General features: G+C 48.9%; 7 protein-coding genes and 1 pseudogene. All 8 read left to right on the top strand.

Going from position 1 to position 8,290, the window contains the following annotated elements; all coding sequences use genetic code 11:
- Positions 1-126: pseudogene (gene tuf / locus M2403_RS24520) on the top strand (elongation factor Tu); the annotation flags it as partial.
- Positions 127-379: 253 nt separating this feature from the next.
- Positions 380-763, top strand: a complete 384-nt coding sequence (secE, locus tag M2403_RS24515; RefSeq protein WP_034794996.1) for a preprotein translocase subunit SecE — start codon at positions 380-382, stop codon at positions 761-763.
- A complete protein-coding gene (gene nusG, locus M2403_RS24510) occupies positions 764-1,309 on the top strand; it encodes a transcription termination/antitermination protein NusG (RefSeq protein WP_009639145.1) in 546 nt (181 codons plus the stop codon). It abuts the gene before it with no gap.
- Positions 1,310-1,482: 173 nt separating this feature from the next.
- On the top strand, positions 1,483-1,911 hold the full coding sequence (gene rplK / locus M2403_RS24505; RefSeq protein WP_013577413.1) for a 50S ribosomal protein L11: 429 nt from the start codon (positions 1,483-1,485) through the stop codon (positions 1,909-1,911).
- Positions 1,912-1,915: 4 nt separating this feature from the next.
- Entirely contained in the window at positions 1,916-2,620 is a 705-nt protein-coding gene (rplA, locus tag M2403_RS24500) for a 50S ribosomal protein L1 (protein ID WP_101080118.1), read from the top strand.
- A 336-nt stretch (positions 2,621-2,956) separates the two neighbouring features.
- Positions 2,957-3,454, top strand: a complete 498-nt coding sequence (gene rplJ, locus M2403_RS24495) for a 50S ribosomal protein L10 (RefSeq protein ID WP_013577411.1) — start codon at positions 2,957-2,959, stop codon at positions 3,452-3,454.
- A gap of 66 nt (positions 3,455-3,520) precedes the next feature.
- Entirely contained in the window at positions 3,521-3,886 is a 366-nt protein-coding gene (gene rplL / locus M2403_RS24490; RefSeq protein ID WP_101080117.1) for a 50S ribosomal protein L7/L12, read from the top strand.
- A 332-nt stretch (positions 3,887-4,218) separates the two neighbouring features.
- Complete coding sequence (rpoB, locus tag M2403_RS24485) at positions 4,219-8,247, top strand: DNA-directed RNA polymerase subunit beta (protein WP_152325371.1); 4,029 nt, start codon at positions 4,219-4,221, stop codon at positions 8,245-8,247.
- Positions 8,248-8,290: the final 43 nt, after the last annotated feature.

Here is an 8,290-nt window from a genome sequence, read left to right as displayed (position 1 = left end):
GGCGACAACATCAAAATGGTTGTTACCTTGATCCACCCAATCGCGATGGATGACGGTCTGCGTTTCGCAATCCGTGAAGGCGGCCGTACTGTAGGCGCTGGTGTTGTTGCTAAAGTTATCGCTTAATCGCTGATAGTTTTTTGTCACTATACGTTGACGCAACACACCCGAAAAGGGCATCATTCGATGCCCTTTTTTCTACGCTGTGGTGCTAGAACCTATCTCATCAGCGATTTATACGTCATAATCACTGGTGAGATAGGCTCTGAAATATAGCGTAAAACACCGAATTGCGCTCGAGTAGAGCATCGATCGGTTTGGTTTGCCTCGCAATGCGAGGCAAAGTTGTTTGTTCTGAATCATTGTGACGGGTTGGTTTATGAGTGCGAATACCGAGGCTCAAGGGAGCGGGCGCGGCCTGGAAGCGGTAAAGTGGCTGGTTGTTGCCGTTTTGTTGGTTGTAGCTATTGTCGGTAACTATTATTACCGTGCATACAGCCTGCCGTTACGCGCGTTAGCCGTAGTAGTTATTATCGCAATTGCAGGCGCAGTGGCTTTATTGACCACTAAAGGCAAGGCGACAGTTGCGTTTGCTCGTGAAGCGCGCACCGAAGTACGTAAAGTCATTTGGCCAACGCGCCAGGAAACATTGCATACCACACTGATCGTTGCTGCGGTGACTGCCGTTATGTCTCTGATTCTGTGGGGGCTGGATGGTATTTTAGTCCGCCTGGTATCTTTCATTACTGGCTTGAGGTTCTAAATGTCTGAAGCACCTAAAAAACGTTGGTACGTCGTCCAGGCGTTTTCTGGCTTTGAAGGCCGCGTAGCGCAATCGCTGCGTGAGCACATCAAATTACATGACATGGAAGAGCTGTTTGGTGAAGTCATGGTTCCAACCGAAGAAGTGGTTGAGATCCGTGGTGGCCAGCGCCGTAAAAGCGAACGTAAATTCTTCCCGGGTTATGTGCTGGTCCAGATGGTGATGAATGACGCCAGCTGGCACTTAGTTCGCAGCGTTCCTCGTGTGATGGGCTTCATTGGCGGAACGTCAGATCGTCCTGCACCGATCAGCGATAAAGAAGTCGATGCGATCATGAATCGCCTGCAACAAGTGGGTGATAAACCACGTCCTAAAACATTGTTTGAACCAGGTGAGCTGGTACGTGTTAACGACGGTCCGTTTGCGGACTTCAATGGTGTGGTCGAAGAAGTTGATTACGAAAAAAGCCGCTTGAAAGTGTCTGTTTCCATCTTTGGCCGTGCAACACCGGTTGAACTGGATTTCGGACAGGTTGAAAAGGGCTAACGGCACCTTTCTAAATATTCATTAGAACAGATGTTGTACAGGGCGCGAAATTGAACTATAATTTCGCGCCTTTTGTTTTTATGCGCAGCCTCTGCGTGTGGAAAGTATAAAGTATTGTAAATAACGGGGAGCCTCTTCAAACAGGCGATATCACCCAAACGAGGATATTTACCATGGCCAAGAAAGTACAAGCCTACGTTAAGCTGCAAGTTGCAGCCGGTATGGCAAACCCAAGTCCGCCAGTTGGTCCAGCTCTGGGTCAGCAAGGCGTGAACATCATGGAATTCTGTAAGGCGTTCAATGCTAAGACTGATAGCATGGAAAAAGGCCTGCCAATTCCTGTTGTTATTACTGTTTATTCTGACCGTTCTTTCACCTTCGTTACCAAAACCCCTCCTGCAGCAGTACTGCTGAAGAAAGCGGCTGGTATCAAGTCTGGTTCCGGCAAGCCGAACAAAGACAAAGTAGGTAAAGTAACGAGTGCTCAGGTTCGTGAAATCGCAGAAACCAAAGCTGCGGACATGACTGGTTCTGACGTTGAAGCGATGACTCGCTCCATCGAAGGTACTGCTCGTTCCATGGGCCTGGTAGTGGAGGATTAATAGAATGGCTAAGCTGACCAAGCGCATGCGCGTGATCCGTGACAAAGTTGATGCTACTAAACAGTATGACATCACCGAAGCCGTTGCTCTGCTCAAAGAGCTGGCCACTGCTAAATTCGTAGAAAGCGTGGACGTTGCTGTTAACCTCGGCATCGATGCACGTAAATCTGATCAAAACGTTCGTGGTGCTACCGTTCTGCCTAACGGCACCGGTCGTTCTGTTCGCGTTGCCGTCTTCACCCAAGGTGCAAACGCTGAAGCTGCTAAAGCTGCAGGCGCTGAGCTGGTAGGTATGGAAGATCTGGCAGACCAGATTAAGAAAGGCGAAATGAACTTCGACGTTGTTATTGCATCTCCAGATGCAATGCGCGTTGTTGGCCAATTAGGTCAGGTTCTGGGTCCACGCGGCCTGATGCCTAACCCGAAGGTTGGTACTGTAACTCCTAACGTTGCTGAAGCAGTTAAGAATGCTAAAGCAGGTCAGGTTCGTTATCGTAACGACAAAAACGGCATCATCCATACCACAATTGGTAAGGTTGATTTCGAATCCGACAAGCTGAAAGAAAACCTGGAAGCTCTGTTGGTCGCTCTGAAAAAAGCGAAGCCTTCTCAGGCTAAAGGCGTTTTCATCAAGAAAGTAAGCCTGTCCACTACCATGGGCGCGGGTCTTGCTATTGATCAAAGCGGCCTGAGCGCAACAGTTAACTAATTAACTGCTGACGTTTATCGCTTTACGCGGGCGGTAGATTTGTCTAGAATCTATGGCCCGTTGTTTCGTTAATGCGAAACCAAGATTTTTCGGTTGGAGCCTGGCCTATCCAGGCCTCCGTCCAAGACCGCAGGTGTCCTGAAAGGGACTTAATCCTTCCTGCGTAGACGGTGACAGAGCCTGAAGAAAATATTTCTTTGTCTTTTTTATAAAGAATTAAGATTTGTCTTTGCTGGATTCTCTGCTCACCGTGTTTGAACGCTTGATATCGATCTCGATAACAAGTGATGTGAGTTCCGGGGATTTTCCCCGGCTAAATCCAGGAGCAAAAAGCTAATGGCATTAAATCTTCAAGACAAACAAGCGATTGTTGCTGAAGTCATCGAAGTAGCCAAAGGCGCGCTGTCTGCGGTTGTTGCGGATTCCCGTGGCGTAACTGTAGATAAAATGACTGAACTGCGTAAAGCAGGTCGTGAAGCTGGCGTTTACATGCGTGTTGTTCGCAACACCTTGATGCGTCGCGTCGTAGAAGGTACTCAATTTGAGTGCCTGAAAGACACGTTTGTCGGTCCAACCTTGATTGCATTCTCTACTGAACACCCAGGCGCTGCTGCCCGTCTGTTCAAAGATTTCGCTAAAGCGAATGCAAAATTTGAGGTTAAAGCTGCGGCCTTTGAAGGTGAGTTTATCTCTGCGGCTCAAATCGACCGCTTGGCAACTCTGCCTACTTACGAAGAAGCAATCGCACGCCTGATGGCAACCATGAAAGAAGCCTCTGCAGGCAAACTGGTTCGCACTCTGGCTGCTGTTCGCGATCAGAAAGAAGCTGCTTAATCAGCCTTTCTTATCTCGTTCATTTGCTTACGTATACACTATTTCTGAATTCTAGGAACACTTGAAATGTCAATCACTAAAGAACAAATCATTGAAGGCGTTGCAGCTCTGTCTGTAATGGAAATCGTTGAACTGATCTCCGCTATGGAAGAAAAATTCGGCGTTTCTGCTGCTGCTGCTGTTGCAGGTCCTGCTGCTGCTGCTGAAGCTGTTGAAGAAAAAACTGAGTTCGACGTTATTCTGGCTGCTGTTGGCGCGAATAAAGTTGCAGTTATCAAAGCTGTTCGTACTGCAACTGGCCTGGGTCTGAAAGAAGCTAAAGACCTGGTTGAGTCTGCTCCAGCAGCTCTGAAAGAAGGCATCAGCAAAGACGACGCTGAAGCTCTGAAAAAATCTCTGGAAGAAGCTGGTGCTTCTGTTGAAGTTAAGTAAGTTTAACTTCCCGGAGTGCAGTCTGTCCTAACAGACTGATGGCTGGTGACTTTTTAGTCACCAGCCTTTTTGCGCTATAGAGTGTCAGTGGTGTTTCACACTGTTTGAGCACTGAACTACTCTAATATCTCTTTCTATAGACGCCTTAATATATTGATGCCTCTTGCTGTAGCTCATCTACAGATAACGCACAACGAAATGATTTAAGAGTGGTAGAAAACAGATATTGCGGGAAGCGTTTCTGCTTTCCGGTCGACATAAACGGTGTTGCATGAACTGTCCTTCTCAGGGCAGACAAGATTGGGTCACTGATCAGCGAGCTGAGGAACCCTATGGTTTACTCCTATACCGAGAAAAAACGCATTCGTAAGGATTTTGGTAAACGTCCACAAGTTCTGGACATTCCATATCTCCTTTCTATCCAGCTTGACTCGTTCCAGAAGTTTATCGAGCAAGATCCGGAAGGCCAGTACGGTCTGGAAGCTGCATTCCGTTCTGTATTCCCTATCAAGAGCTACAGCGGTAACTCTGAGCTGCAATACGTTAGCTACCGTCTTGGTGAGCCAGTATTCGACGTTAAAGAATGCCAGATCCGTGGTGTGACGTTCTCCGCGCCATTGCGCGTGAAACTGCGCCTGGTAATCTACGAACGTGAAGCACCAGAAGGTACGGTCAAAGACATCAAGGAACAAGAAGTCTATATGGGCGAAATTCCGCTCATGACCGAAAATGGTACCTTTGTGATTAACGGTACTGAGAGGGTTATCGTATCTCAGCTGCACCGTAGTCCGGGCGTATTCTTCGACAGTGATAAGGGTAAAACCCACTCATCGGGTAAAGTGCTTTATAACGCACGTATCATCCCTTACCGCGGTTCATGGTTGGATTTCGAGTTTGACCCGAAAGATAACCTATTTGTACGTATTGACCGTCGCCGCAAATTGCCAGCGACCATCATTCTGCGTGCATTAAATTACACGACTGAACAGATCCTTGACCTGTTCTTTGACAAGGTGACTTACCAGATCCGCGACAACAAGTTGCAGATGGAACTGGTACCTGAGCGCCTGCGCGGTGAAACAGCTTCTTTTGATATCGAAGCTGACGGTAAGGTCTATGTTGAAAAAGGCCGCCGCATCACTGCACGTCATATTCGTCAGCTTGAAAAAGACGAAATCCAGCGCATCGAAGTTCCTGTTGAGTACATCGCAGGGAAAGTCGTTTCTAAAGACTACATCGACACCAATACCGGTGAGCTGATCGTCCCTGCTAACATGGAATTGTCTCTGGATCTGCTGGCTAAATTGAGCCAGTCCGGTCACAAAACCATTGAAACGCTGTTCACAAACGATCTCGATCATGGCGCGTACATGTCCGAGACCATTCGCGTCGACCCAACCAGCGATCGCCTGAGCGCACTGGTTGAGATCTACCGCATGATGCGTCCTGGTGAGCCACCAACGCGTGAAGCAGCTGAAAGCCTGTTCGAAAACCTCTTCTTCTCTGAAGATCGTTACGACCTGTCTGCTGTTGGCCGTATGAAGTTCAACCGTTCTCTGCTGCGTGATGAAATCGAAGGTTCAGGTATCCTGAGCAAAGACGACATCATCCAGGTGATGAGAAAGCTGATCGGCATCCGTAACGGTCAGGGCGAAGTGGATGATATCGACCACTTAGGGAACCGTCGTATTCGTTCTGTCGGCGAAATGGCTGAAAACCAATTCCGTGTAGGTTTGGTTCGTGTTGAGCGTGCGGTTAAAGAGCGTCTGTCTCTTGGCGACCTCGATACTCTGATGCCTCAGGACATGATCAACGCTAAGCCGATTTCGGCTGCGGTGAAAGAGTTCTTCGGTTCAAGCCAGCTGTCACAATTTATGGACCAGAACAACCCGTTGTCTGAGATCACGCACAAACGTCGTATCTCTGCATTGGGCCCGGGCGGTTTGACCCGTGAACGTGCTGGCTTTGAAGTTCGAGACGTACACCCGACTCACTACGGTCGCGTATGTCCAATCGAAACGCCAGAAGGTCCAAACATCGGTCTGATCAACTCCTTGTCTGTGTATGCACAGACCAATGAGTATGGTTTCCTGGAAACCCCTTACCGCCGTGTGCGTGAAGGCATGGTTACCGATGAAATTAACTACCTGTCTGCCATTGAAGAAGGCAACTTCGTAATCGCTCAGGCGAACTCCAACCTGGACGAAGAAGGCCGCTTCCTGGAAGACTTAGTCACTTGTCGTAGCAAAGGCGAATCAAGCCTGTTTAGCCGCGATCAGGTTGACTACATGGACGTTTCTACCCAGCAGATCGTATCCGTTGGTGCTTCTCTGATTCCATTCCTGGAACACGATGACGCCAACCGTGCATTGATGGGTGCGAACATGCAACGTCAGGCAGTTCCAACCCTGCGCGCTGATAAGCCGCTGGTAGGTACTGGTATGGAACGTGCTGTAGCGGTTGACTCCGGTGTTACTGCCGTAGCTAAACGTGGCGGTATTGTTCAGTACGTGGATGCATCCCGTATCGTTATTCGTGTTAACGAAGAAGAGATGTACCCGGGCGAAGCAGGTATCGACATTTATAACCTGACCAAATACACCCGTTCTAACCAGAACACCTGCATCAACCAGATGCCGTGTGTGAATCTGGGCGAACCCATCGAGCGCGGCGACGTGCTGGCAGATGGTCCGTCAACAGATCTGGGCGAACTGGCTCTGGGTCAGAACATGCGTGTCGCGTTCATGCCTTGGAACGGTTACAACTTCGAAGACTCCATCTTGGTCTCCGAACGTGTTGTGCAGGAAGATCGCTTCACGACCATCCATATCCAGGAACTGGCGTGTGTGTCTCGTGACACTAAGTTAGGGCCTGAAGAGATCACCGCTGACATCCCTAACGTGGGTGAGGCTGCGCTCTCTAAACTGGATGAATCCGGTATCGTTTATATCGGTGCTGAAGTGACCGGTGGTGACATTCTGGTCGGTAAAGTTACACCTAAAGGTGAAACTCAGCTGACTCCGGAAGAGAAACTGCTGCGTGCGATCTTCGGTGAGAAAGCGTCTGATGTTAAAGACTCTTCTCTGCGTGTACCAAACGGCGTTTCCGGTACGATTATTGACGTGCAAGTCTTCACCCGCGATGGCGTGGAAAAAGACAAACGTGCGTTAGAAATCGAAGAAATGCAGCTGAAACAGGCTAAGAAAGACCTGACTGAAGAGCTGCAAATTCTGGAAGCTGGCCTGTTTGCACGTATCCAGTCTGCGCTGGTTGCTGGCGGTGTTGAAGCTGACAAGCTGGGCAAATTGCCTCGCGACCGTTGGTTAGAACTGTCACTGACTGACGAAGACAAACAGAATCAGTTGGAACAGCTTGCTGAACAGTACGACGAACTGAAATCCGAGTTTGAGAAAAAACTCGAAGCTAAGCGTCGTAAAATCACTCAGGGCGATGATCTGGCACCAGGTGTGCTGAAAATTGTTAAAGTGTATTTGGCCGTTAAACGTCAAATCCAGCCTGGTGACAAGATGGCAGGCCGCCACGGTAACAAAGGTGTTATCTCCAAGATCAACCCGATCGAAGATATGCCTTACGATGAAAACGGGACTCCTGTTGATATCGTACTGAACCCGCTGGGCGTTCCATCACGTATGAACATTGGTCAGATTTTGGAAACCCACCTGGGTATGGCCGCGAAAGGTATTGGTGAAAAAATCAATGCCATGCTGAAGAAACATGAAGAAGTTTCTAAGCTGCGCGAGTTCATCCAGCGTGCCTATGATCTGGGCGACGATGTACGTCAGAAAGTTGATCTGAACACCTTCACCGATGACGAAGTATTGCGTCTGGCTGAGAACCTGAAAAAAGGTATGCCAATCGCAACACCAGTCTTCGACGGTGCGAAAGAGACAGAGATCAAGCAACTGCTTGAAATGGGCGGAATCCCTACCTCTGGCCAGATCACACTGTTTGACGGCCGTACCGGCGAGCAATTTGAGCGTCAGGTTACCGTCGGCTACATGTACATGCTGAAACTGAACCACCTGGTTGACGATAAGATGCACGCGCGTTCTACCGGTTCTTACAGCCTTGTTACTCAGCAGCCGCTGGGTGGTAAAGCGCAGTTCGGTGGTCAGCGCTTCGGTGAGATGGAAGTGTGGGCACTGGAAGCATACGGTGCCGCTTATACCCTGCAGGAAATGCTGACTGTTAAGTCCGATGACGTTAACGGCCGTACTAAGATGTATAAAAACATCGTAGATGGCGATCATCGTATGGAACCAGGCATGCCGGAATCCTTCAACGTATTGTTGAAAGAAATCCGTTCTCTGGGTATCAACATCGAGCTGGAAGACGAGTAAGTACTCGAATTCGCACTGATCACAGGGGCACCTGCCTGTTAAT

The sequence above is a fragment of the Rahnella sp. BIGb0603 genome (assembly GCF_024808755.1).
GTDB lineage: Bacteria > Pseudomonadota > Gammaproteobacteria > Enterobacterales > Enterobacteriaceae > Rahnella > Rahnella contaminans.
The sequence above is the reverse complement of the archived record's forward strand: the minus strand, read 5'-3'. Positions and strand labels throughout refer to the sequence as shown.